This window comes from Pseudomonas sp. DWP3-1-2 (genome assembly GCF_049896285.1).
In the GTDB taxonomy this organism is placed as follows: domain Bacteria; phylum Pseudomonadota; class Gammaproteobacteria; order Pseudomonadales; family Pseudomonadaceae; genus Aquipseudomonas.
The window spans coordinates 54,733-77,039 of sequence record NZ_JAFCTZ010000015.1; the positions used below are offsets into that span (position 1 = coordinate 54,733).

The 22,307-nt window shown below is 59.7% G+C and carries 19 protein-coding genes; 9 read left to right on the forward strand and 10 right to left on the reverse strand.

Annotated elements, in window-relative coordinates; genetic code table 11:
* Positions 1-48: 48 nt before the first annotated feature.
* Positions 49-675: a LysE family transporter gene (locus tag ACP7B0_RS22265; protein ID WP_426143856.1), complete on the forward strand. Its 627-nt coding sequence runs from the start codon at positions 49-51 to the stop codon at positions 673-675.
* 181 nt (positions 676-856) lie between these two features.
* Here the strand turns inward: ACP7B0_RS22265 and ACP7B0_RS22270 are convergent, their stop codons facing one another.
* Positions 857-1,636, reverse strand: a complete 780-nt coding sequence (locus ACP7B0_RS22270; RefSeq protein WP_426143857.1) for an exodeoxyribonuclease III — start codon at positions 1,634-1,636, stop codon at positions 857-859.
* A gap of 82 nt (positions 1,637-1,718) precedes the next feature.
* On the opposite strand from ACP7B0_RS22270, the gene pyrE reads away from it, so the two are divergent.
* Complete coding sequence (pyrE, locus tag ACP7B0_RS22275; RefSeq protein ID WP_426143858.1) at positions 1,719-2,360, forward strand: orotate phosphoribosyltransferase; 642 nt, start codon at positions 1,719-1,721, stop codon at positions 2,358-2,360.
* Positions 2,361-2,414: 54 nt separating this feature from the next.
* Positions 2,415-3,017, forward strand: coding sequence for a DUF4124 domain-containing protein (locus ACP7B0_RS22280; RefSeq protein WP_426143860.1), 603 nt, complete (start codon positions 2,415-2,417; stop codon positions 3,015-3,017).
* Positions 3,018-3,056: 39 nt separating this feature from the next.
* Here the strand turns inward: ACP7B0_RS22280 and ACP7B0_RS22285 are convergent, their stop codons facing one another.
* From ACP7B0_RS22285 to coaBC, 5 genes are all read right to left on the reverse strand, one after another.
* Complete coding sequence (locus tag ACP7B0_RS22285) at positions 3,057-6,083, reverse strand: ParB/RepB/Spo0J family partition protein (RefSeq protein ID WP_426143861.1); 3,027 nt, start codon at positions 6,081-6,083, stop codon at positions 3,057-3,059.
* A gap of 192 nt (positions 6,084-6,275) precedes the next feature.
* Positions 6,276-7,181 carry an acetylglutamate kinase gene (gene argB, locus ACP7B0_RS22290; RefSeq protein ID WP_426143863.1) on the reverse strand — a complete coding sequence of 302 codons (906 nt, stop codon included), beginning with the start codon at positions 7,179-7,181 and terminating at the stop codon, positions 6,276-6,278.
* A 28-nt stretch (positions 7,182-7,209) separates the two neighbouring features.
* Complete coding sequence (locus ACP7B0_RS22295; protein WP_426143864.1) at positions 7,210-9,786, reverse strand: phosphomannomutase/phosphoglucomutase; 2,577 nt, start codon at positions 9,784-9,786, stop codon at positions 7,210-7,212.
* A 99-nt stretch (positions 9,787-9,885) separates the two neighbouring features.
* On the reverse strand, positions 9,886-10,341 hold the full coding sequence (gene dut, locus ACP7B0_RS22300) for a dUTP diphosphatase (protein WP_426143865.1): 456 nt from the start codon (positions 10,339-10,341) through the stop codon (positions 9,886-9,888).
* A gap of 6 nt (positions 10,342-10,347) precedes the next feature.
* Complete coding sequence (coaBC, locus tag ACP7B0_RS22305) at positions 10,348-11,556, reverse strand: bifunctional phosphopantothenoylcysteine decarboxylase/phosphopantothenate--cysteine ligase CoaBC (protein ID WP_426143867.1); 1,209 nt, start codon at positions 11,554-11,556, stop codon at positions 10,348-10,350.
* A gap of 167 nt (positions 11,557-11,723) precedes the next feature.
* On the opposite strand from coaBC, the gene radC reads away from it, so the two are divergent.
* Positions 11,724-12,398, forward strand: coding sequence for a RadC family protein (radC, locus tag ACP7B0_RS22310; RefSeq protein ID WP_426143868.1), 675 nt, complete (start codon positions 11,724-11,726; stop codon positions 12,396-12,398).
* Between the two features lie 35 nt (positions 12,399-12,433).
* Here radC and ACP7B0_RS22315 read toward each other — a convergent pair whose 3' ends face one another.
* Complete coding sequence (locus ACP7B0_RS22315) at positions 12,434-14,023, reverse strand: ABC transporter substrate-binding protein (RefSeq protein ID WP_426143870.1); 1,590 nt, start codon at positions 14,021-14,023, stop codon at positions 12,434-12,436.
* A gap of 364 nt (positions 14,024-14,387) precedes the next feature.
* Between ACP7B0_RS22315 and rpmB the strand changes: the two genes are divergently transcribed.
* Together rpmB and rpmG are read left to right on the forward strand one after the other, a co-directional pair.
* On the forward strand, positions 14,388-14,621 hold the full coding sequence (gene rpmB / locus ACP7B0_RS22320; protein ID WP_007920377.1) for a 50S ribosomal protein L28: 234 nt from the start codon (positions 14,388-14,390) through the stop codon (positions 14,619-14,621).
* A gap of 11 nt (positions 14,622-14,632) precedes the next feature.
* A complete protein-coding gene (gene rpmG, locus ACP7B0_RS22325) occupies positions 14,633-14,788 on the forward strand; it encodes a 50S ribosomal protein L33 (protein WP_003437824.1) in 156 nt (51 codons plus the stop codon).
* A gap of 200 nt (positions 14,789-14,988) precedes the next feature.
* Here rpmG and ACP7B0_RS22330 read toward each other — a convergent pair whose 3' ends face one another.
* On the reverse strand, positions 14,989-15,351 hold the full coding sequence (locus ACP7B0_RS22330) for a cupin domain-containing protein (RefSeq protein WP_426143871.1): 363 nt from the start codon (positions 15,349-15,351) through the stop codon (positions 14,989-14,991).
* Positions 15,352-15,616: 265 nt separating this feature from the next.
* On the opposite strand from ACP7B0_RS22330, the gene ACP7B0_RS22335 reads away from it, so the two are divergent.
* Both ACP7B0_RS22335 and ACP7B0_RS22340 read left to right on the forward strand, forming a co-directional pair.
* Complete coding sequence (locus tag ACP7B0_RS22335; protein ID WP_426143872.1) at positions 15,617-17,110, forward strand: aldehyde dehydrogenase; 1,494 nt, start codon at positions 15,617-15,619, stop codon at positions 17,108-17,110.
* Positions 17,111-17,235: 125 nt separating this feature from the next.
* On the forward strand, positions 17,236-18,381 hold the full coding sequence (locus ACP7B0_RS22340; RefSeq protein ID WP_426143873.1) for an MFS transporter: 1,146 nt from the start codon (positions 17,236-17,238) through the stop codon (positions 18,379-18,381).
* Between the two features lie 46 nt (positions 18,382-18,427).
* On the opposite strand, the gene ACP7B0_RS22345 is transcribed toward ACP7B0_RS22340, so the two are convergent.
* On the reverse strand, positions 18,428-20,014 hold the full coding sequence (locus ACP7B0_RS22345) for a phospholipase D family protein (RefSeq protein ID WP_426143874.1): 1,587 nt from the start codon (positions 20,012-20,014) through the stop codon (positions 18,428-18,430).
* Positions 20,015-20,079: 65 nt separating this feature from the next.
* Positions 20,080-21,498, reverse strand: a complete 1,419-nt coding sequence (locus ACP7B0_RS22350; protein WP_426143875.1) for a PLP-dependent aminotransferase family protein — start codon at positions 21,496-21,498, stop codon at positions 20,080-20,082.
* A 173-nt stretch (positions 21,499-21,671) separates the two neighbouring features.
* Here ACP7B0_RS22350 and ACP7B0_RS22355 point away from each other — a divergent pair, with 173 nt between their 5' ends.
* Positions 21,672-21,905 (forward strand): DUF1127 domain-containing protein, encoded by a 234-nt coding sequence (locus tag ACP7B0_RS22355; RefSeq protein ID WP_426143876.1) that lies wholly within the window; start codon positions 21,672-21,674, stop codon positions 21,903-21,905.
* Positions 21,906-22,307: the final 402 nt, after the last annotated feature.

Here is a 22,307-nt window from a genome sequence, read left to right on the forward strand (position 1 = left end):
CTCGCAAACACTACTTTAGCCAGTACTCGGGACGGTTGGAGGTGTGCGATGGCGCTGGAAACATGGCTGGGGTTTTTTGCTGCTTGCTGGGTCATCAGCTTGTCACCGGGTGCCGGGGCGATTGCTTCGATGGCCTGTGGCTTGCAATACGGCTTCTGGCGCGGTTACTGGAACGCACTGGGGCTGCAAATTGCGCTGGCTGCGCAGATCGCAATTGTTGCGGCAGGGGTGGGAGCGGTGCTGGCAACGTCCGCACTGGCGTTCACGCTCATCAAATGGTTTGGCGTGGCGTACCTCATCTATCTGGGCGTGAAGCAATGGAAAACACTGCCCAGCGATATGTCTGACGATCCGGCCATCCGCCCCATTGGCAAGCCGCTGAGCCTTTTGATGCGAGGTTTTCTGGTCAATATCAGCAACCCCAAGGCGCTGGTGTTCATGCTGGCGATTCTGCCGCAGTTCATTGACCCGCACGCGCCATTGCTCGCTCAATACCTCACCATCGGTGTGACGATGGTCTGCGTGGACATGATCGTCATGGCGGGCTACACCGGGCTCGCCTCGCGGGTGTTGCGCCTGCTGAAGACCCCGAAACAGCAACGCCGGATGAACCGCACCTTCGCCGGGCTGTTTGTGGGCGCAGCGGGGTTCCTGGCGACTTTGCATCGGGCTTGAGTACGATCCGACGCGAAAGTGAAATGCGCGTTGGAGCGAGGCTTGCCCGCGAAGAACGATAACGTGGTATATCTGCGCCACCGAGGCGCCTGATTCGCGGGCAAGCCTCGCTCCAACGGGAGTCAGCATTCGCCCACAAAAAAGCCGACACGAAGTCGGCTTTTTGCTGTGCGATGGGCGACTAGATGGTCAGGGTCCAGTCGTAATCCACGATCAATGGCGCGTGCTGCGAAAAGCGTGGCTGACGCGGCAAGCGAGCGCTGCGCACAAAGCGGCGCAAACCCGGGGTCAGCAACTGATAATCGAAGCGCCAGCCGAGGTTGAGCATCTCGGCCTGTTCGTTATCGGGCCACCAGCTGTACTGATCACCTTCGCGGCTCACTTCACGCAAGGCATCGACATAGCCCATGGTGCCGACGATTTCGTCCATCCAGGCACGCTCGGGTGCCAGGAAGCCAGGGGATTGCTGGCTGTCACGCCAGTTCTTGATGTCCAGCTTCTGTTGCGCAACGTACAGCGAACCGCAATAGATGTATTCGCGACGCTTGCGACGCTGTTTGTCCAGATACTTGCCGAAATCGTCCATGAGCTTGAATTTCTGATTCAAGTCTTCATCGCCGTTCATTCCCGAAGGAAGCAGCAAGGTGGCAATACTGACTTTGTCGAAATCTGCTTGCAGGTAACGCCCGTAACGGTCGGCTGTTTCGAAGCCCAGACCGCTGATTACCGCCTTCGGTTGCAACCGCGAATACAGCGCCACCCCGCCCTGGGTCGGCACTTCTGCTTCGCAGGCATAAAGGAAATAGCCATCCAGTTGGTAGGCTGGGTCGTCCAGTTCGAAGGCGGAGGCGCGGGTGTCCTGAAGGCAGATGACGTCGGCATTCTGAGCCTGCAGCCAACTGAGCAAACCACGCTCGACTGCGGCCTGAATGCCATTTACGTTCACACTGATGATCCGCATAAATGGCCCCAAAAATCACGTGCGTGTATGATACCCGAGCTCTACCTAATTAGCTAAATCCGTGGTATTCGGGGCTTTTTCCATGCAGGCGTATCAGCGCGATTTCATTCGTTTTGCCATCGATCGCGGAGTTTTGCGCTTCGGTGAGTTCACCCTCAAGTCCGGGCGCACCAGCCCGTACTTCTTCAATGCCGGTCTGTTCAACAGTGGCTCCGCCCTGGCGCAGCTCGGGCGTTTCTATGCCTCGGCCGTCATCGAAAGCGGTATTGCCTTCGATGTCCTGTTCGGCCCGGCCTACAAGGGGATTCCTCTGGCGGCCGCTACAGCCGTGGCACTGGCTGAACATCACGGGATGGATCTGCCCTGGTGCTTCAACCGCAAAGAGGCCAAGGCGCACGGCGAAGGCGGCAGTCTTGTGGGCGCCCCCTTGACCGGCAATGTGTTGATCATCGATGACGTCATCACCGCTGGCACCGCGATTCGTGAAGTCATGCAGATCATCAAGGCCCAGAACGCGACAGCGGCGGGCGTCTTGATTGCGCTTAATCGCCAGGAACGCGGCAACGGCGAGCTTTCGGCCATTCAGGAGGTCGAGCGCGACTTCGGCATCCCGGTGGTGAGCATTGTGTCCTTGAATCAGGTTCTGGAATTTCTGGCAGACGACCCGCAGCTCAAGCAACATTTGCCAGCCGTCGAAGCCTACAGGGCCCAATACGGGATTTAAGGAAGCTCATGTCAGTGGGCGTTGAGCGCGTGACCGAAAAGTCGAAGGGATGCCATGCGTAGATTGAGCGTCATTTGCTTCTGTTTGACCCTTGGCCCGTTGTTTTTGCCATGGGCGAGCCAGGCTGCAGAAGCACCTGAAATTCTGCTCTATCGCTATGTGGACAACCGCGGCGTCACGGTTCTGGACCGTCAGGGCGTGCCACCGGAATATGCCGCCAAAGGCTATGAAGTCCTCAACTCGAGGGGGCGAGTGGTGCAAGTGGTGCCGCCTCCGCCCACTGCAGAGCAGCTGCAGCATGCGCAGGACGCGAAAGCCAGGGCGGCTGCCGATGCTCAGTTATTGCGTTTGTACAGCAGCGTTGAGGATGTTGATCAGGCCAGAACCCGCAAGCTGGCCGAGCTGGACGCCTTGGTGGAAGTGGCCAAGGGCAATATCCTGAACCTCACTGCGCAGCTCAACAGCCTGCAGAAACAGGCCGCCACGCAGGAGCGGGCAGGGCGTCCGGTTGCGCAGTCGCTCATCGACCAGCTAAACGACGTGCGAGCCCAACAGCAGAAGCTGAAGGCCGATATCGTGGGTTATCAAGCCGCCCGCGCGAAGGCCGAGGCGGGTTTCGCGGCGGACCGAGCCCATGTGCAGCAGTTGACTCAATAGTCAGCTGCGCCCTGGACTCTCCTGCTCATGGCCCTGTCATCAGGTGGTCGGGCGTTTTGGCAAGAACGTCGAAGACGGGATCTCCACCTCTGCGGACGTTGCGCCGGCCCCGCCAACCGGCAACACGACACGGTCGGTCACGCGCCCGGTCGCGGCCAACGCCTTTGGATCAACGGCGTGAATGACCACCGGGACGGTCCCGAGTTTGAGGTCCAGCGCGGCCTGCATTCGATGGTTCCCATTGATAACGCTGTAGCCTGCTCCTGTTTTCTTGACATCGATGGGTGGAAGGTAAGCCCCGCTCTCAATGGCGTCCTTGACGCTGGACACTCGCGCGGAATCAAGGCTGGCCCTCGGTGAAATCACCTGATTGACCTTAAGGTAGGTCAGGTTTGTATGGGATGCTTCATTCGCTACCCTCCAGCGCCCTAATTCCCGGTAGTTGTAATGGCTCACCATGGCCACTGTCTTGTCGGTGGCCAAGTCGATAAAGATGTTTTCAAAAGCGTCTCTCATGACCAGCGTGTGGCTGCCATCCGCCCGCACATGAACACGGATATCTGCGCCTTCCAGGACTTCTAGCCGCATGTCCGCCGCAGCCTTAGGGTTATCTTTAAACAGGTGGTGCCGGGCGATGAATTCGTCGTACTCGCCCACGCTTTTGATGATTCGGCCTGAACCTGACGATCCAGAGGAAGATAACCCGGCTCCGCGCCCGCTCAAGGGATAGCCTATTCGCCCATTCACGCGTTGCGGCATTCTGAACAATGGCCTGCTGTTTTTGAGGTTAGCCCAGGCCTTCATGCGGGTTGCCATACTCCTCATAGCGATAGCGCTGAATCTTCCGCCAGCGATTATCCCGCCGGGTAGCGATACCAAAAACATCGCAAACCCCAGCGGGTCCAGCGCTTGCAAGTAACTGCGCCCGGTTCCTTGGATAAAAGCGCTGGCGGCACCCCCAAAAGCCGGTAGCGCACGCGCAATCCCGATTCTCCCGGCCTGGACTGTCATCCTGAACATGCCTCCCGCCAGGCGCAACATTGGCAGGGCCATGACCGAACCCACGTCCAGCACGCAGCTCAGCACCGGTGACTCGTTGGTCTGAGCCGCGTTGTAGCAACTGAGCCCGGGAATCAGCAACGCAGCAATACGCAGCGCAGGTGGAAAGTTGCTACTGACGAATTCAACGCCTGTGATACCGCGGTGGGAGGTGAGCACTCGCTCGTAGTCGTAGAACATGTGCTGGCGTGCGACCAGCGCTGCAATGGCCGCAAGGCGCGGCGCGGACGACGCATGAGTGGCAGGGGCGTCGCTGGATGCCACAGCGGGAAATACGCCAAGCACCACAGGGACAACCGGGAACGCAATCGGCGACGTGATGTTTGCGTCCCGACTGTAGGCCGACCAATCAAAACTCATCGGCGCACCCGTCCGGGCATAGCTCCGTGGCGGTCCGCCGGTCAGGTTTTCAAACAGGCCGGAGCGAACCTCAATAGTGAACGTTCCCGCCCGCTGCACCAGATCGGTACGGCGCTTGAAACGCGACTCGAAAGGGAAAACCTCATAGGCAAATTGGCGACGATCGTGCTCGCAGTGAATCAGGAAGCCGAAGCGCCCGGTCGCGTCGGATCGGTCTTGATCGGTTTCATCCAGCGACGGTTTACCGGTTTCACGCTGCAACGCATAAACAGTCGTTTTGCCTTCGTTCAGGCTGAGGCTGTCGGCGGCGGGAATCTCTTTGAAAAGATGGTTGAGAAAGAACTCGTAGGCGGCGCGCGCCTCGTCGAAAAAGACCTTGAATGCCGCTTCAAAAAGAGCGGGCATATCGACGCCCTTGAGGTTTTCAAAGGCTTTGAGCGCACCTGGTTTTATGTCGCCCAAAGGTTTGAACACGTCCATTCCGGCCTTCGTGTAGCCGGCAGCGAACACGTCCAGAAGATAAAACTCCCCGGAGCGCGCCCTGGGAGATGGGTTGCGTATTGAATACTCGAAACGCTTGGTGAACGTCGTCGGGATCATGATCATCTCGTCCACATCCACATAGGGCGAAAAGAGTTCACTGAGCTTATCGCGTGCCATCTCGATTCTTTTCGGCGGGTCGCTCAATAGCGCCAGCGTCGAGCGCGCCAGCCTCGCCGAGTATCGGTCGAGCCTGGAAACGGCCAGTTGCGCGTCCTCGCTGGAATAATCCCCGCCCTGCCGATGAGCGAGTATTCCATCAGCCAGCGCCCACTGGACTGCGGGAAGCACACGCGTCGCAGCGATAATCTCCATGACCCCTGAACGCGTTTCGCCGCTTTGCTCAAGGACAAGCCCGGTCAATTGTTCATACGTCAGCAGGCTCGAACTGCCGGGCTGCAAGACCTCGGCGAGGGCGACCCCGTGGGCGAAATTTGCCCACCGATGCGTGCCATAGAGCAGGTCTTGCGGGACGTCGCGTATGGCAAAGTCGGGCATGAGCGGCTCGAGAATGCACAGCGCCAGACGCGCCATGTCACTGGAGCGATGCCCCTGAACGGTCTGGGTTTTCCACTGGAGAACCTCGACGATTCTGGTGCGCAGTTGATCGTAGGACAGCCTCCAGTTCCCGGGCGCACAGAGGTCATAACCTGCGACGTGAAAGGGCTTGCGCATGGCCAGCGGCTCGATCTCCAGCATCAGCACGCTCCACACCAGCAGCTTCAGCAGTTCAGGGTCGGCCTGCCGGGCGTCGACTTCCTGATCCCAGCCCAGCGCCGTGTGCAATTCGACGCCCAACGCCCTGGCGTCACTGGACTCCAGTATTTCGCAGCGCAGCGCCCGAAACCGGTCATGAGAAAAGCTGGCGACATCAGACTGATCCAGCCGCTCCCACGTCAGCGCCTGAAGCAACGTGCTGACGGTAAAAGAAGGTGGGGATAGACCGCGATCCCCAGCGGCCGTCGCGCCGCGTGAGTAGTAGAAAGCCTGCCGTTGCTCGATGAAACGCCTGACTACCGTTGTAATAAGATCGAGTTCAGGCGGTGCGGCCAGCGCCTGAACCAACGAGGGCAAATAGGGGAGAGGGACGTTTGGGTGGACGGTCATGGTGTTGTTCTTCGCTCGTTGAGGTAGAAGAACCACGGTGCATAGAAGCGCTTAAGGTATCTGCCGGGCGTTTCGTCACGCTGTGAGGGCCCGTTCGCCATGACCGGTAGGCAGCGAGTTCACGCGGATAAAAAAAGGCCCTGCCGGTTACCGGCAGGGCCTTGTACAACTTTACGCGGAGCCAGAGGCCAATCAGTGACGCTTGCGATTGGTGATCTGCGTGCCCACGCCGCTGTCGGTGAAGATTTCCAGCAACACCGCGTTCGGTACGCGACCGTCGATGATGTGCGAGCTGTTCACGCCGCCCTGAACCGCTTCCAGCGCGCAACGAATCTTGGGCAGCATGCCGCCGTAGATCGTGCCGTCGGCGATCAGGCCGTCGACTTGCTCGGTGGTCAGGCCGGTCAGGACTTCGCCCTGCTTGTTCATCAGACCCGCAATGTTGGTCAGCAGGATGAGCTTCTCGGCCTTGAGGGCCTCGGCAACTTTACCCGCCACCAGATCGGCGTTGATGTTGTAGGACTCGCCATTGGGGCCGACGCCGATAGGCGCGATGACCGGAATGAAATCACCTTTGACCAGCATGTTCAGCAGATCGGTATTCACCCCGACCACTTCGCCAACCTGGCCGATATCGATGATTTCAGGCTTGGTCATCTCCGGTGTCTGACGTGTCACGGTGAGCTTTCTTGCCCGAATCAGCTCGGCGTCCTTGCCTGTCAGGCCGATGGCGCTGCCGCCATGGCGGTTGATCAGGTTGACGATGTCTTTGTTGACCTGCCCGCCCAGTACCATTTCCACAACGTCCATGGTCTGCGCATCGGTCACGCGCATGCCATCGATGAAATGACTCTCGATGGACAGGCGCTTGAGCAAATCACCGATTTGCGGACCCCCGCCGTGAACGACCACCGGGTTGATTCCGACTGCCTTCATCAGCACGATGTCGCGCGCGAAGCCGGTTTTCAGCTCGTCGCTCTCCATGGCGTTGCCGCCGTACTTGATCACCAGCGTCTTGCCGACGAAACGGCGGATGTAGGGCAGCGCTTCGGACAATACCTTGGCGACATTGGCTGCGGAATCACGTTCGAGGGTCATTCAGGGCTCCAGTCAAAGGGAAAAACAATCAGAAAGGCAGTTCGAGGTCCGGCGCGACTTTTTTAAGTTCGGCGTGGAACACGTCTTTGATTCGCTGCAACTCGGCTTCGGTTTCAGCTTCGAAACGCAGCACCAGAACCGGCGTGGTATTGGATGCCCGAACCAGACCCCAACCGTGCGGGTAGTCGACGCGAACACCGTCAATGCTCGTCAGCTTGGCATCACCCCATTGCGCGTCTTTTTCCAGCGCCTCAATGATGGTGAACTTGGTGACATCCGTGACCTTGATGTTGATTTCAGGGGTCGAGATGTCATTCGGGAAGGTTTCGAACAGCTCTTCGGCAGTCTGCGATTCCTGGCTGAGAATTTCCAGCAGGCGTGCAGCACTGTAGATGCCGTCGTCGAAACCGAACCAGCGTTCCTTGAAGAAGATGTGGCCGCTCATTTCGCCAGCCAGCAACGCGCCACTTCTGCGCATTTCTTTCTTGATCAGGGAGTGACCGGTTTTCCACATGACCGGACGACCGCCGTGCTTGCTGATCAACGGGGTCAGACGGCGTGTGCATTTCACGTCGAAAATGATGTCGGCGCCAGGGTTGCGCTTGAGCACGTCCAATGCGAACAGCATCAGCAGACGGTCCGGGTAGACCACGTTACCCTTGTTGGTCACAACGCCTACTCGGTCGCCGTCGCCGTCGAAGGCCAGGCCCAGATCGGCACCGGTTTCTTTGACTTTAGCGATCAGGTCTTGCAGGTTTTCCAGCTTGCCCGGGTCCGGGTGATGGTTCGGGAAGTTGCCGTCCACTTCAGCGAACAACGAAATCACTTCACAACCCAGCGCCTCGATCAGTTGCGGGGCGATGACACCGGCGGCACCGTTGCCGCAGTCCACGACGACCTTCATCTTGCGCGCCATGACGATGTCGTCTTTGATCTGCTTGTAGTAACGATCAAGGATGTCGACTTTGGTCACGCTGCCTTTTTGCGAGGTCAGGTTGCCGGTCTTGATGCGCTCGTGCAGCGCCTGAATCTGCTCGTTGGCGAGGGTATCGCCCGCGATAACGATTTTGAAGCCGTTGTAATCCTTCGGGTTGTGGCTGCCGGTGAGCATGACACCGGTCTTGCCGGCCAAAACGTTGGCGGCGTAATACAGCGCCGGGGTCGGTACCAGACCCACATCGCTGACGTGGCAACCGCTGTCGTGCAGGCCCTGAATCAATTGCTCTACCAGCTCGGGGCCGGAAAGTCGTCCGTCGCGGCCAACGCTGACGTTCGGCTCGTTCTGCGCCAGGCTTTCGGAACCGATGGCGCGACCGATCCAATATGCTGTTTCAGCGCTGAGGGTGTCTCCGACCACGCCACGAATGTCGTAGGCGCGAAAGATATCGTCGGGGAATTTGGGTGCCACGGCTGCTGGGGTGTTCATAACTGGGGAGTACTCCGAGCTCAGGAAATCCTGGTTGTCGTCGAGGATGTCGATATCGAGAATGTCGGTATCTTGAAACAGCGGATCGGTCCAATCGCTTAAGGCTGCGCGTGGAGACGATGCAGAAGCACTGCTTTGTTCACTATTGGGTATTACGCCTGATTGCTCACCGGCCACATCGACGGCCTGAGCCGTGGACAGGTTGCGAGGTGAGAACCGGGCAAGGTTCTGAGCCAGGCCGTTAAGCGCGGGCAAGCCTAAACCGAAAGGTTTGACGGCTTTTCCGCTGGAGAGTTCTTCAAGCAGTTGATTGAGCTGACGGGCGTCAGCACAGACCCGACGCTGCAACGCGCGGTCATTGAGGTACAACCCCAGTATCACGCCAGCCAGAGCGATCAATCCCGCCAGAACCAGGAGCAGATAGGGCGGCGAAGATTCCAGTGCCGGTCCGGGCGTGAACTCCAGTTTCCAGTTGGCAAATCCGGTGTCCATGCGCTCGGGTTTGCCGCCGTCGGATTGACCTCGCTGCAGGAAAACCTGCTCGGGGCCGTTGCCGAACTGCTGAATCAAACGGACCTGACCCACCGATTCAGGGATCACCGGCAGCGCGTCAAGCAAACGCTGGGGATCGAAGGCCAGTAACAGTGTCCCGCTGATGGGCGCCGTTGGACTAGCACGCAGCGGCGCCGCGCTGTAGATCATCCAGCGCTCGCCCAACTTGTGCGCCTCGGGTGCCACCTGCTGACCGCGCCCGGCCTGATTGAGCATATCCAGGGTCGAGAAACTGATCGGAACAGCGCCTTGTGCGTCCACGTCATTCATACCCAGCGGATTGACACGCGCACCCAGCACGCCGTCCCAAAAGCGCAGCGGGCTGACAGCGGCGTCAAGCAGAGCCGGGTCGTTGGCTTGCAGCGCCTGCTCCAGACCGCCATTGAGCGCGGCCGCCTGGGTATCGGCATTGATCTGCCTGAGGGCCACGCCCACCGATGCGGCCTGTGCACTGCCCCAAACGTGTTCGAGCGGGCCTTGCTGTTGCTGGCCGAGAAGTGCCACGCACACCAGCACGCCCGCGACGATCAAACCGATAGCGGCGGGCAATAATCCGGGGGAGAGGGCGCGCAGGTTTACAGTCGAAAGCTGTGCGGCCTGATCGTCTGAACGCTGGGCGGTTTTCACCTTGCCTGTCTCCACTGATTCACCCTGAAGTCCTTATCCCTGGCGCGCCTGATAGCGGTCCGTATCACACGTGGCTCCTCAAACACCGGGGGGCCAGAATCAGTGGCTGCCCGAATGACCAAAACCGCCCGTGCCACGTTGGGTGACGTCGAACTCATCGACCAGTTCGAAGTGTGCCTGCACCACCGGCACCAGCACCAGTTGGGCAATACGTTCACCGATGGCGATCTTGAAAGCGGTCTGTCCGCGATTCCAGCACGACACCATCAACTCGCCCTGATAATCCGAGTCGATCAGCCCGACAAGATTGCCCAGCACGATGCCGTGCTTGTGGCCCAGCCCGGAGCGCGGCAGGACCAGCGCGGCAAGGCCGGGATCGCCGATGTAGATCGACAGCCCGGTGGGGATCAGCACGGTCTGGCCGGGCTCAAGGATCGTGTCTTCCTTGAGCATGGCGCGAAGATCAAGGCCGGCTGAACCGGTGGTGGCGTAGGCGGGCAACGGGAATTCGTTGCCGATGCGAGGGTCGAGGATCTTGGCTTGTAGGGCGTGCATGCGTGATTAAACCTGGTTCATTCGTTCGGCGATAAAAGTGATCAGCTGGCGGGCAATCTTGCCTTTGCTGGTCTGGGCGAAAAGGGTGGCGTGCAGCGCCCGGTCGATCACGCTGCAGGCATTTTCTTCGCTATTGAAGCCAATGCTGGGATTGGCAACGTCGTTGGCGACGATCAAGTCGAGGTTCTTGTCCTTGAGCTTGCGTGCCGCGTAATCGAGCAAATGCTCGGTTTCAGCCGCGAAGCCGACGCTGAAAGGCCGATCGGGACGGCTGGCGATGGTGGCCAGAATGTCCGGGTTACGCACCATTTGCAGCAGCAGGCCGTCACCGGTTGAAGGGTCTTTCTTCAGTTTGTGTGGGGCAACCACTTCAGGGCGGTAGTCCGCCACGGCGGCAGAGGCGATGAACAAGTCGCAGGGGATCGCGGCCTCGCAAGCAGCCAGCATGTCGCGAGCACTGACCACATCAATACGCGACACACGATCCGGCGTCGGCAGGTTGACCGGCCCGGTGATCAGCGTGACGCGGGCGCCCGCTTCAACCGCTGCCTCGGCCAGGGCAAAGCCCATCTTCCCGGAGCTGTGATTGGTGATGTAGCGAACCGGGTCGATGTTCTCCTGAGTCGGGCCCGCGGTAATCAACACATGCCTGCCGGTCAGCGACAGACGCTGGAAGCAGTCGGCGGCGCATTGGGCCAGGTCCGTGGCTTCGAGCATCCGGCCAAACCCCACGTCGCCACAGGCCTGACTGCCGGTGGCCGGGCCGAAGACGCGAAAATCGCGTTCTTCGAGCAAGCGCGTGTTGGCCTCTACCGATGGATCACGCCACATCGCCTGATTCATGGCCGGCGCAATCGCAACAATGGCATCGGTGGCCAAGACCACGGTGGTCAGCAGATCGTTGGCGATGCCCTGGGCCAGCCGGGCAATGAGGTCCGCGGTCGCCGGGGCGATCAGAATCAGATCGGCCCACTTGGCCAGCTCGATATGCCCCATGGCGGCTTCGGCTGCCGGGTCGAGCAGGTCCATGTGAACCGGGTGCCCGGACAACGCCTGCATGGTCAACGGCGTAATAAACTCCGCGCCACCACGGGTCATGACGACCCGGACCTCCGCGCCCTGGTCGCGCAGACGTCTGACCAGCTCTGCGCTCTTGTAGGCCGCGATGCCGCCGCCGACGCCGAGAACGATGCGTTTCCGATACAGCCGCTGCATAGGCCTGCCTTAAATGGTCAAGTGGTGCGCGACGGCGATGACGCCTTCCAGGAGGCTTTTCCCGTTACAAAGCGACCAGGTCTGGCCCGATCGCCGCGCAAAAAAGATGGGCTAAGATAGCACAGCGACCGCACTGGAACAGCGGCGTCCACACACAGGGAGGTGCTATGAGTATTCGTGATTGGCCTGCGGCGGAACGCCCGCGCGAGCGACTGTTGGAGTTGGGTGCGGCAAGTCTTTCCGACGCCGAACTGCTGGCGATTTTCTTGCGCACCGGCGTGGCCGGAAAAAGCGCTGTCGACCTGGCGCGTCATCTGCTGAATCAATTTGGTGGACTGCGGGCACTGCTGGATGCCGACCTCGCAACATTCAGTTCACATTTGGGCCTGGGATCAGCGAAGTTCGCCCAGTTGCAGGCGGTCATGGAGATGGCACGTCGGCACATGGCCGAATGCCTGAAGCGTGATTCAGCGCTGGAAAGCCCGTCGCAGGTGCGCAATTACCTCAAGGCAAGATTGCGACATGAGCAGCACGAAGTGTTCGGCTGCCTGTTCCTGGACAACAAGCATCGGGTGCTCACCTTCGAAGTGCTGTTTCACGGTTCTATCAACACCGCTCATGTGCATCCCCGGCAGGTAGTCAAGCGCGCCATGGTGCACAACGCCGCCAGTCTGATCCTGTGCCACAACCACCCCTCCGGCATCACCGATGCCAGCCAGGCCGACATCGAGCTGACACGGCGCCTTAAGGACGCGCTGTGGCTGATCGACGTCAAAGTGCTGGACCACGTGATCATCGGCGACGGCGACCCACTGTCGATGGTTGAGAGTGGGTTGATGTAACACCCTTTAAAACACCGCTCCAACATACGCGTTGATTACTTCACCTGCACTCTGGAGAAGTCCTGACGACCAAACGGGCTGACCTGATAACCGGTCACGTTCTTGCGGGTCAACGCCGCGGCGGTGGGGTGGGCCAATGGCAGCCACAACGCCTGTTGCTGGATCTGCTCCTGGGCCTGGTGATACAGCGCGCTGCGTGCCGCCTGATCGCTGGTGGTCTTGCCGTCGCTGATCATCTTGTCCAGCGTCGCGTTGCAGTAGCGGGCAAAGTTGGTGCCCGACTTGACGGCTGCGCAGGAAAACTGCGGCGTCAGGAAGTTATCGGGATCACCGTTATCACCGGCCCACCCCATGAACAGCAGGTCATGCTCACCGGCCTTGGCGCGGCGAATCAGCTCACCCCATTCGATCACTTTGATTTCGGCGCGGATGCCCACCTTGGCCAGGTCTGCCTGGAGCAATTGCGCGCCAAGGCTTGGGTTCGGGTTCAGCAAGCTGCCGGATGGGCGCGTCCAGATCGTGGTTTTAAAGCCGTCTTTGAAACCCGCTTCGGCCAGCAATTGCTTCGCTTTGGTCAGGTTCTTTTTATAGCCGGGCAAATCCTTGGCATAGCCCCAGGTATTGGGCGGATAAGGTCCGTTGGCTGCTTCGGCGGTGTCTTCGAACACCGCCTTGAGGTAGGTCGGCTTGTCGAAGGCCAGATTGATCGCCTGACGCACTTGCACCTTGTCGAACGGCGGGTGCTGGCTATTGATCGCCAGGAACGCGGTCATGAACGCTTCGGTTTTCTCGACCTTCAGCTCCGGGTCCTTTGCCGCTTCACGGATATCCAGAGGCTTGGGCGAAAGCGTGATCTGGCATTCATTCTGGCGAATTCGCTGCAGGCGCACATTGGCGTCCGGCGTGATGGCGTACACCAGCGCATCAACGCCGGGCTTGCCTTCGAAGTAATCCGCATTGGCCTCGTAGCGCACCACCGCGTCCTTCTGGAAGCGCTTGAACACGAACGGTCCCGTGCCAATGGGCTGACCGTTGAGTTTTTCCGGCGTACCGGCCTTGAGCAACTGCGCCGTGTATTCAGCCGAATAGATCGAGGCAAAACCCATGCTCAAGGTGGCCAGGAACGTGGAGTCCGGGTGATCAAGGACGAAACGCACCGTCAGCGCGTCCGGGGCCTCAATGCGTTTGATCAACGCCGGAAGCTGCATGGACTGCGCATGCGGGAATCCGCTCTGGGCGACTTTGTGCCAGGGATTTTGCGGGTCCAGCATGCGCTGGAAGCTGAACACCACGTCATCGGCGGTCAGATCCCGGGTCGGGGTGAAGTAATCGGTGTGATGGAATTTCACCCCCGGACGCACTTTGAACTCATACGTCAGGCCGTCCGGCGAAACCGTCCAGCTCTGCGCCAGGCTTGGCACCAGCTTGCCGCTTTGGGCGTCGAAATCCACCAGACGGTTCATCAGCACGTCGGCCGAAGCGTTGGTAGTCGTCAGCGAGTTGTACTGCACGACATCGAAACCTTCGGGGCTGGCTTCGGTGCAAACGCTCAACGTCGTCGCGGCCTGGGCCAGCAGCGGAGAGAGCAAAGGCGCGAGCAAAAGGGGTATCGCAGCAAGACGCATGGCTATATTCCTGTCAGAAAAGGGCCCCATCTGCATGCGCAGTCTGGTGAGGGAGTAACCCTAGACCATGCATCGGCGCAGAACAATCGTTGTAACGCGACGAGCGGTAGATTTGCTATTGTCCCCGGTAGCGCGCTGCTGCCGGGCTCAAACGGCTGCGCCATACTCAGGTAAAGCGCATTGCCTGTTGTTGCATCAAAGCCTTTCTGGTATAAAGCAGCGCTCTTTTCTAGGGGCCCGGTTCCTTCACTGTAGGTGTAGCCGGTAAGACCCTTAAAGAAACGCGGCGCCTGGCGCCAAATGACTGAGAGATTAAGCGGCCAACCCATGCCGGGTTGGGCATGTGGTTTTAGAGGGCTGAGGCATGTCGAGAGTCTGTCAAGTTACCGGTAAGGGTCCGGTGACTGGGAATAACATTTCCCACGCAAACAACAAAACCCGTCGTCGTTTCCTGCCAAACCTGCAGCATCACCGCTTTTGGGTTGAAGAAGAGAAACGTTTTGTTCGTCTGCGCGTATCTGCTAAAGGCATGCGTATCATCGACAAGCGCGGCATCACTGTCGTGCTTGCTGAACTCCGTCGCGACGGCAAAATTTAAGGGAGAAAGTCATGCGTGAATTGATCCGTTTGGTGTCGAGCGCTGGTACAGGCCATTTCTACACCACCGATAAGAACAAGCGCACCACTCCGGACAAAATCGAAATCAAAAAATTCGATCCGCGGGTTCGCAAGCACGTGATCTACAAAGAAGCCAAAATCAAGTAATTGGTTTTTCTTCTTTACAAAAAAACCCGCAGCGATGCGGGTTTTTTTGTGCCTGAACGGTTTTAGCCAAACAGGAAATCAGAGATGTTCCCCTGCTCATCCGCATCAGGTGAGAAAGAGTCGGCCGAAGGTGTATCGGTGATTTCCTTGAGTGGTCACCGCATTTTCCACCCCGACAAACGCCGCCAAGCGGTAGAAACCTATATTTTCGGCTCAAAGACCACGTAGATTTTCCGGCACGGTTCCAATACTTCCCACGTGCCTTTGAAGCCCGCGGGAATGACAAATCGATCCCCGGCGCGCAGGGTTTTCGAGCCACCCGCTTCGTCACGCAGCACCGACACGCCCTGTACGATTTCGCAGTATTCGTGCTCGGTGTAATTGACCCGCCATTGTCCGACCTGACCTTCCCAGACGCCCGCGCTCATCTGTCCGCATGGACTGTTGTAATGGTTGTAGAGCGTTTGCTCGGGGTCGCCCTTGAAAATCTTCTCGGCGGCGGGGCGGTAATGCTCGGCGGTGGTGCTGGCCTCGCTGAAATCCACGATGCTGTCGATGGTCATTTTTCATCCTCGTGATCAGTTCATTACAGTGCTGGTTTGACGAAGCGCTGAGGCAATAGTGCCCGCCAGCCGCCCGGCCATGTTGAATAAAACGAACATCGTTGGGCCGTTCAGGTGGCTTATGTCAAATATATTGGAAATCGCCCAGTCACTGGTTTAGGGTGGCGAAAGCCGTTTTCTGATTTCCGGTACTTCCAAAGCGTGCGTTTCCGGCCTCGCTTGCCGATTCGAGCATGCTCCAACCTATCAAGCGGAGGACATTCGTATGACCACCCTGACTCATGCTGACTGGGAAAAACGCGCCCAGGATCTGAAGATCGAAGGCCGCGCCTTTATCAACGGTGAATACACCAACGCCGTGTCCGGCGCCACGTTCGAATGCCTCAGCCCGGTTGATGGGCGCTTGCTCGCCAAGGTTGCCAGCTGCGATGAGGCCGACGCCCAGCGCGCCGTGGAAAGCGCTCGCAACACCTTCAACTCCGGCGTCTGGTCGCGCCTGGCGCCGGTCAAGCGCAAGGCCGCAATGATTCGCTTTGCCGCGCTGCTCAATAAACACGTTGAAGAACTCGCGCTGCTTGAAACCCTGGACATGGGCAAGCCCATCAGCGATTCGTCCAGCATCGACATTCCCGGCGCTGCCCAAGCCTTGAGCTGGAGCGGCGAGGCCATCGACAAGCTGTATGACGAAGTCGCCGCCACCCCGCACAACCAGCTTGGCCTGGTGACTCGCGAGCCTATCGGCGTGGTCGCGGCCATCGTGCCGTGGAACTTCCCGCTGCTGATGGCCTGCTGGAAACTCGGCCCGGCGCTGTCCACCGGTAACTCCGTGGTGCTCAAGCCTTCGGAAAAATCGCCGCTGACCGCCATTCGCATTGCCCAACTGGCGATTGAAGCCGGGATTCCGGCCGGCGTGCTGAACGTGCTGCCAGGCTATGGCCACACCGTGGGCAAGGCGCTGGCACTGCACATGGACGTCGACACGGTGGTGTTCACCGGCTCGACCAAAATTGCCAAGCAGTTGCTGGTCTACTCGGGCGAATCGAACATGAAGCGCGTCTGGCTCGAAGCCGGCGGCAAAAGCCCGAACATTGTGTTTGCCGATGCGCCGGACCTGCAGGCCGCCGCCGCGTCCGCAGCCAGCGCCATCGCGTTCAACCAGGGCGAAGTCTGCACCGCGGGCTCGCGCCTGCTGGTGGAGCGTTCCATCAAGGACACCTTCCTGCCCATGGTGATCGAAGCGTTGAAAGCCTGGAAACCGGGCAATCCGCTGGACCCGGCCACCACCGTTGGCGCGCTGGTCGATACTCAGCAGATGAACACGGTGCTGTCCTACATCGAGTCCGGTCACAGCGACGGCGCCACACTGGTCGCAGGCGGCAAGCGCATCCTGCAGGAAACCGGTGGCACTTACGTGGAACCGACGATTTTCGATGGCGTGACCAATGCCATGAAGATCGCCCAGGAAGAGATTTTCGGCCCGGTGCTTTCGGTACTGACCTTTGATACAGCCGAAGAAGCCATCCAGATCGCCAACGACACGCCCTATGGCCTCGCTGCAGCGGTGTGGACCGCCAATCTGTCCAAGGCCCACCTGACCGCCAAGGCGTTGCGTGCGGGCAGCGTGTGGGTCAACCAATACGACGGCGGTGACATGACCGCGCCATTCGGCGGCTTCAAACAATCGGGCAACGGTCGCGACAAGTCGCTGCACGCGTTCGACAAGTACACCGAGCTGAAGGCGACCTGGATCAAGCTGTAACCGTGTCATGGATCCGTTGGCGCGAGGCAAGCCTCGCGCCTGCAAGTGGTCATTTGTAAACAGCCGGGCGCCTTCACAGGCCCCGGCTGTGTCGTTTCAGCCCTTTGATCCACAGGAGCGTGGAAATGCGTTGGGGGACTTATTTTGCGGTGCTGGCGTCGGTATTGAGCGTCGGCCTTGCCCTGGGCGTCAGCATGCCGCTGGTGTCGTTGCGCCTGGAAAGCTGGGGCTATGGCTCGTTCGCGATTGGCGTCATGGCGGCAATGCCGGCCATCGGCGTGTTGCTGGGGGCGAGCCTGGCCAGCCGTCTGGCCGCCCGTTTTGGCACTGCGTCGCTGATGCGGCTCTGCCTGTGGGCCGGGGCGTTGTCCGTCGGGTTACTCGCGCTTCTGCCGTATTACTGGATCTGGCTGGGCTTGCGCCTGATGCTTGGCATGATCCTGACCATCGTGTTCGTGCTGGGCGAAAGCTGGATCAACCAATTGGTGGTCGAGCGGTTGCGTGGCCGACTGGTTGCGCTGTATGGCAGCACCTACGCGCTGTGCCAACTGGCCGGTCCGCTGCTGCTGGGCGCGCTGGGTACTGAACATGATTACGGATTCTGGGTCGGCGTTGTCTTGCTGGTGATTTCGCCGCTGCTGCTGTTGGGCCGCAGCGGTGCCCCCACCGCCGAAGCCTGCAGCGTGACCTTTATCGATCTGTTTGAATTCTGTCGCTCAATGCCCGCCATCGCCTGGGCAGTGGCGCTCTTTGCGGCATTCGAGGCGTTGATCCTGACGCTGTTGCCGATTTATTGCCTGCGCCAGGGCTTCACCCCGGAAATTGCCCTGGCGATGGTCAGCACCGTTGTGGTGGGCGACGCCTTGCTGCAACTGCCCATCGGCGCGCTGGCTGACCGGGTTTCCCGGCGCACGCTGTTCTCCGGCTGCGCACTGGCGCTGATGATTTCCAGCCTGTTGGTGCCGTTGATGGTCGAGACCGTACTGATCTGGCCGCTATGGGTGTTGTTCGGCGCCAGCGCGGGGGGCTTGTTCACCCTGTCGCTGATCCTGATCGGTGAGCGTTTTCGCGATGATGCACTGGTCCGGGCCAATGCCCACGTCGCGCAGTTATGGGGGATTGGCTGCCTGATCGGGCCATTGGCGGCCGGGGCGGGCAGCCAGTGGGTCAGCGGGCAGGCGCTGCCGCTGCTGATGGCGGCTGGCGCGTTCGGGCTGGTTATCCTGTCATCGCGGCGGGGCGCGTTTGGTGTTCAGCCCGTTGCGGCCTAAGCTCTGTACGGAAAGTCGGCGAGCGCAGCCACTTTTCGTACAGCGCCTAGAGCATCTTCTCCAGGCCAACCGCACTGCTGAACCACGCATTGAGCCGGCGCCACATGTCGCCCGGTTCCTTGTGCAGGGTGTGGATCTTGCCGTCGTCCTCGGTTTCCCACACCAGGTGACCCTCTTCCAGCTTCACCTGGTAACTCAACGCCGGAGCCATGCCTTGCAGGGCCAGCTCGCGCAGTTGCTCGGTCAACTGCGGGCTGTCGACCAGGACGCCGACTTCGGTATTCCACAGCACTGAACGCGGATCGAAATTGAATGAGCCGACGAAGGCTCTCTGCCGATCAAAAATCATCGCCTTGCTGTGCAGGCTGGAGTCCGAACTGCTGGTGAGAAAAGAGGCTTTCTTGAACAGATGCGGGCCGCTACCGCCGCTGGCTCCGGTGTCGCCCGGCTGGCGACGCAGTTCGAAAAGCTTCACGCCATGTTTAAGCAAAATCTTGCGATAGGGCGCGTATCCGCCGTGCACCGCCGGAACATCCGTTGCTTCAAGGGAGTTAGTCAGCAAACTGACCGCCACACCAGCGTCGGCGCGCTCAGTGAGGTACGTCAGCCCATCGTTTCCGGGAACGAAATACGCCGAAATCAACATCAGCTCCTGATGCACATTCAGCAGTTCAGGCCCCAACTGCGTGGTGAGCAGCAAGTGCGGGTCCGGCTCGCCACGGGCCAGCACCTTGGTGGGCGCGTCCCACAGCGCCTGGTTATGCGCCCAGATCAGCTCGTTGAGCCAGGTCTTCATACGCGGGGCGGTCTTGTAGGTCATCAGCCGGTCGTACAACGCCCGGTGCAACTGGTGGGCCTCTTCCAGCGAGACCTCAAGCTGCCCACGCGCCTTGGCCAGATCACGTACGGTGGGCAAGAAGTACATGAATTCAGCGATGGGTTTGCTCAGTGCGCTGTTCCAGTATTGATCGAAACTGTGCCCGAGTTGCTGGGCCACCGGGCCGACGCTGAGCATGTCGATATCGGTGAAGTTGAGGTTTTCCTCGGCATCGAAATATTCGTCACCCAGGTTACGCCCGCCCACGATCGCCACGCTGCTGTCGGCCAGCCACAACTTGTTGTGCATGCGCCGATGTTGCCGGGACAAATCGAGCAAGCGCCCGACGTTTCGCGTCAGGCCGGTTTCCCGCCCCAGTTCCTGAGGGTTGAACAAACGGATCTGAATGTTCGGGTGGGCGGCGAGGGTGGCGATGGCCTGATCGAGCCCGTCACTGGTGGTGTCGTCCAGCAGGATTCGCACCCGAACCCCGCGATCCGCCGCCTTGAGCAACTCGTCGATCAGCGCCCGCGCACTCAAGCCGTCGTGGACGATGTAGTACTGCAAATCCAGGCTGGTGCGAGCGTTGCGGATCAGTTCGGCCCGGGCCATGAAGGCTTCGGTGCTGTTGGGCAACAGGCGAAACCCGGAACGGCCTTCATGGGGCATGGCCATGGCTTGAATGGAACGGCCGAACGCCGAGTCCGTAGGCGGCAACGCCTGGCTTGGCTCGTTGGGAATGCTGACATGGGCGCAGCCACTGACGAACGACGCAAACAGCAGGCAAAAGGGCAACGCCCGGTTTTTCTTCAGCATTAACCACCCGCACACTTCGGTATGGCGATAGGACCCCGAAAAGCTGCTAAAAGTTACGCGCTGCGTCAGTCTTGGGCAATCAGTCGGTGAATGGTCTCACCGACCGTACGCACGGCATTCTCGACATCCGCTGTGGGCTTGGCCGCGAAGTTCATCCTCAGGCAGTTGCGATATTTGCCGGACGCCGAAAAAATACTCCCCACCGCGATTTGCACGTTCTGGGGCAACAGTGCCCGGTTCAAGCGCTGAGTGTCGAAGTCTTCGGCCAGCTCGACCCATAACATGAAACTGCCCTGGGGCCGGCTGACCCGGGTACCGGCCGGGAAGTAACGCATCACCCAGTCGATCATCAGGTCGCGGCTGCGTTGATACTGGGTGCGCATGCGCCGCAAATGCGGCTCGTAGTGCCCGCCCTGAAGAAATTCGGCAATCGCCAGCTGTGGTTGCGGCGCGGTGGAACCGGTGCTGATGTATTTCATGTGCAGCACGCGCTCAAGGTAGCGCCCCGGCGCCACCCAGCCGATCCGTAAACCTGGCGCCAGCGTCTTGGAAAACGAACTGCACAGCAGCACGCGGCCGTCTTCGTCAAAGGATTTGATGGTGCGGGGTCGCGGATACGTGTAGGCCAAATCACCGTAGACATCGTCCTCGATGATCGCCACGTCAAAGCGCTGGGCCAGGGTCAGCAGCGCCCGCTTGCGCGCTTCGGGCATGACATACCCCAGGGGGTTGTTGCAGTTGGGGGTCAACTGTATGGCTTTGATCGGCCATTGCTCCAGCGCCAGTTCCAGTGCATCCAGGCTGATACCGGTGAGCGGATCGGTGGGGATTTCCAGCGCCTTCATGCCCAACCCCTTGAGGGTCTGCATGGCGCCGAAAAAACTCGGTGAATCCACCGCCACGATGTCACCGGGATTACAGATGGCGCGGATACTGGATGACAGCGCCTCGTGGCAGCCCGTGGTAATCACCAGGTCATTGGCCGTGAGGTTGCAGCCCGAATCCAGCAGCAGGCGCGCCACTTGCTCGCGAAGTGTCTGGGTCCCGTAGATGTTGTCGTAATACAGACCGGGCATGTCCTGATTCCGGCTGATTCGGGCCATGGCACGCAGCAACGGTCGAAGCGTAGGGCTGGTCACGTCCGGCATGCCCCGCCCAAGCTGCAGAAGCCTGGGATCGGCCTTGGCGCGAATCAGCTCCAGCACTTGATCCCACTGGGAAATATCCACTGGCCGCTGTGCCGGACGACCGATCACGGGCAGCGCCGGAACGGTCCGCCCAGCGGGCACGAAATAACCGGATTTGGGCTTCGGCGCAGCCAGGCCGTTGTCTTCCAGCAACCTGTAGGCCTGCTGCACGGTGCTCAGGCTGACCCCATGCTCAACGCTCAATGCGCGCACTGACGGCAGCCGGTCGCCGGGACGATAGAAGCCGTTCTCGATACGGGCACCGAGCAATTCGGCAAGGTTGACATAGAGGGTCATGGCGTACGCTCGGCGCTGGAGAAAGTAGAAACCATACAGATGCGCCAAAATTACAGCATTCAGCCGTAATTTGAAAACATCTGTATGCAAATTAATAGTCTTGTTTGGATCTGTAATGCTTTCGACCCGCGCCCCATCATGACGTCACACACAACGTGATGAGGGTTAGGGAAATGAACGGGTTCAGTGATGTGCGGTTATCGCTTTACAGCCAGGAACTGAGTGAAGGTCAAGCGCCGGTCGTCATGACCGCTCGCTCGCCGAAACTGAGTCGCTGGGCGCTGTATGGCCATCGCTGGACATCGCGCAACGTGTTGCTGAACCTGACCCCGGATGAACTGAAGGACATCGGCGTGACACCCGCGCAAGCCAGGACAGAAGGGTTGAAACCGTTCTGGCGGGAATGAGCAAGACTCGTTGGAGATTCCATGTTCGCGGGCGGGGCCTCTGATACAGATCTTGCGTCAGAAGTATCGCCTTCGCGGGCAAGCCACGCTCCAACGGATTATCGTCAACCAGAGCTCATCATCTGGCCAGAAGGGTTGAAACCGTTCTGGCGGGAATGAGCAAGACTCGTTGGAGATTCCATGTTCGCGGGCGGGGCCTCTGATACAGATCTTGCGTCGGAAGTATCGCCTTCGCGGGCAAGCCACGCTCCAACGGATTATCGTCAACCAGAGCTCATCATCTGGCCAGAAGGGTTGAAACCGTTCTGGCGGGAATGAGCAAGACTCGTTGGAGATTCCATGTTCGCGGGCGGGGCCTCTGATACAGATCTTGCGTCGGAAGTATCGCCTTCGCGGGCAAGG

Coding starts and splice junctions, on each gene's coding strand:
- ACP7B0_RS22265 (WP_426143856.1), top strand. CDS start 49: ATGGCGCTGGAAACATGGCTGGGGTTTTTTGCTGCTTGCTGGGTCATC.
- ACP7B0_RS22270 (WP_426143857.1), bottom strand. CDS start 1,636: ATGCGGATCATCAGTGTGAACGTAAATGGCATTCAGGCCGCAGTCGAG.
- pyrE (WP_426143858.1), top strand. CDS start 1,719: ATGCAGGCGTATCAGCGCGATTTCATTCGTTTTGCCATCGATCGCGGA.
- ACP7B0_RS22280 (WP_426143860.1), top strand. CDS start 2,415: ATGCGTAGATTGAGCGTCATTTGCTTCTGTTTGACCCTTGGCCCGTTG.
- ACP7B0_RS22285 (WP_426143861.1), bottom strand. CDS start 6,083: ATGACCGTCCACCCAAACGTCCCTCTCCCCTATTTGCCCTCGTTGGTT.
- argB (WP_426143863.1), bottom strand. CDS start 7,181: ATGACCCTCGAACGTGATTCCGCAGCCAATGTCGCCAAGGTATTGTCC.
- dut (WP_426143865.1), bottom strand. CDS start 10,341: ATGCACGCCCTACAAGCCAAGATCCTCGACCCTCGCATCGGCAACGAA.
- coaBC (WP_426143867.1), bottom strand. CDS start 11,556: ATGCAGCGGCTGTATCGGAAACGCATCGTTCTCGGCGTCGGCGGCGGC.
- radC (WP_426143868.1), top strand. CDS start 11,724: ATGAGTATTCGTGATTGGCCTGCGGCGGAACGCCCGCGCGAGCGACTG.
- ACP7B0_RS22315 (WP_426143870.1), bottom strand. CDS start 14,023: ATGCGTCTTGCTGCGATACCCCTTTTGCTCGCGCCTTTGCTCTCTCCG.
- rpmB (WP_007920377.1), top strand. CDS start 14,388: ATGTCGAGAGTCTGTCAAGTTACCGGTAAGGGTCCGGTGACTGGGAAT.
- rpmG (WP_003437824.1), top strand. CDS start 14,633: ATGCGTGAATTGATCCGTTTGGTGTCGAGCGCTGGTACAGGCCATTTC.
- ACP7B0_RS22330 (WP_426143871.1), bottom strand. CDS start 15,351: ATGACCATCGACAGCATCGTGGATTTCAGCGAGGCCAGCACCACCGCC.
- ACP7B0_RS22335 (WP_426143872.1), top strand. CDS start 15,617: ATGACCACCCTGACTCATGCTGACTGGGAAAAACGCGCCCAGGATCTG.
- ACP7B0_RS22340 (WP_426143873.1), top strand. CDS start 17,236: ATGCGTTGGGGGACTTATTTTGCGGTGCTGGCGTCGGTATTGAGCGTC.
- ACP7B0_RS22345 (WP_426143874.1), bottom strand. CDS start 20,014: ATGCTGAAGAAAAACCGGGCGTTGCCCTTTTGCCTGCTGTTTGCGTCG.
- ACP7B0_RS22350 (WP_426143875.1), bottom strand. CDS start 21,498: ATGACCCTCTATGTCAACCTTGCCGAATTGCTCGGTGCCCGTATCGAG.
- ACP7B0_RS22355 (WP_426143876.1), top strand. CDS start 21,672: ATGAACGGGTTCAGTGATGTGCGGTTATCGCTTTACAGCCAGGAACTG.